Raw genomic sequence first — 1,344 nt, forward strand, 5'->3', positions numbered from 1 at the left:
CCAACCCGCCGACAACACCGGCATCGAGTTAGCCGCATAGACACCCACCGGCCTCATCTACCTTGACAAATTCCGCCGTGGCGCCCAAATCTAGCGCGCCAGCAGCAAAAGACACTGGCGTGAACACCTACCCAGTGGAACCGTTCACCACGAACCGCGAAGAGCCCCTGAATGATGCCGTGTGTGCGCCCATTGCCTTGGAGGTCCGGTGTGGGAAAACCGAAAATGGCGGTGGATCTCCCCGCGGTAGGGTGACGCACGAGCGGGCGACTTGACTCGCCCGAAGGGCGTTCCGCAGAAAGCGTCGGCTTTCTCAGATTGCCGCGTCGCCTTTGGGAAACCATAAGCACGACGCTTGAGCGCACCCGGGCGTTCTCGCGCAGGCACCGAGAAACCACCGGCTGGGTCGTGGTGGCTGTGCATCGCGGTGAGGCCAGTAGCTTGTGCACCCTCGTGCGGTCGCAGCGTCCTTGGCGCCCAACTCTGATGGGGTCAGTGCCCCCGCCACGTGCAGATTTTCCAGTTGGTTGAACAGGGCGTCCACGTCCAGCTCGTCCAACTTCATCACTCCTGTTCGTGCCGTAACCGGCGTCCCGCCCATGAAGCAATCGGCGTCTGCGGCTCGGACTTGACCTCCGGAGGCAAGCTCACAGGGTGAGATCGGTGAGAGCAAGGTCGCTCACGCGAGCTCACCGGCGTCGTTTGCGCATCCGGCGCATGACGTGAGGGGCTGGACCGTTGCATCCAGGCCGAGCGCAGATGACGCGGTTCTCAACCTCAATCGCCTAAGGACATGCGACCCGAGGCTCGCGGACCCCACCAGGACCTTTGTCCCTGGCGCGACGGCCGAACGACTGAAATACTTTTGCGGGAGCCGTTTCGCCCTACTTTCGGCTCCGGTCGACCCCGAGCTGTGCTCGTCTCCCGGGCGCGTTCGGATCATTGTTTGGAGAACCCATGGACTGGCGCCACCGTGCCGCGTGCCTGAACGAGGACCCGGAACTGTTCTTCCCGATCGGGACTGCGGGTCCCGCCCAGCACCAGCTCGAACAGGCGAGGGTGATCTGTCATCGCTGCCCGGTGATCGACGCATGCCTGGCGTGGTCGCTCGAGTCCGGACAAGACGCCGGCGTGTCGGGGGGCTTGTCTGAGGAAGAACGGCGTTCACTCAGGCGTCGAACGGCACGCCAGCGCCACAGGAGTTGAAGGCATCGGACCAGTCTCGATGGGCGGGTTGGCCAATTTCCCCATCCGCCGATTCGCCGACGCGGAATTTGTCAAGGTAGATGAGGCCGGTGGGTGTCTATGCGGCTAACTCGATGCCGGTGTTGTCGGCGGGTTGGT

General features: G+C 63.5%; 1 protein-coding gene. It reads left to right on the top strand.

Annotated features, from left to right (window positions below; all coding sequences use genetic code 11):
• The first annotated feature begins 957 nt into the window (after positions 1–957).
• Positions 958–1,206: a WhiB family transcriptional regulator gene (locus EUA98_RS19565; protein ID WP_130104348.1), complete on the top strand. Its 249-nt coding sequence runs from the start codon at positions 958–960 to the stop codon at positions 1,204–1,206.
• Positions 1,207–1,344: the final 138 nt, after the last annotated feature.

It is taken from the genome of Pengzhenrongella frigida (genome assembly GCF_004168625.1).
GTDB lineage: Bacteria > Actinomycetota > Actinomycetes > Actinomycetales > Cellulomonadaceae > Pengzhenrongella > Pengzhenrongella frigida.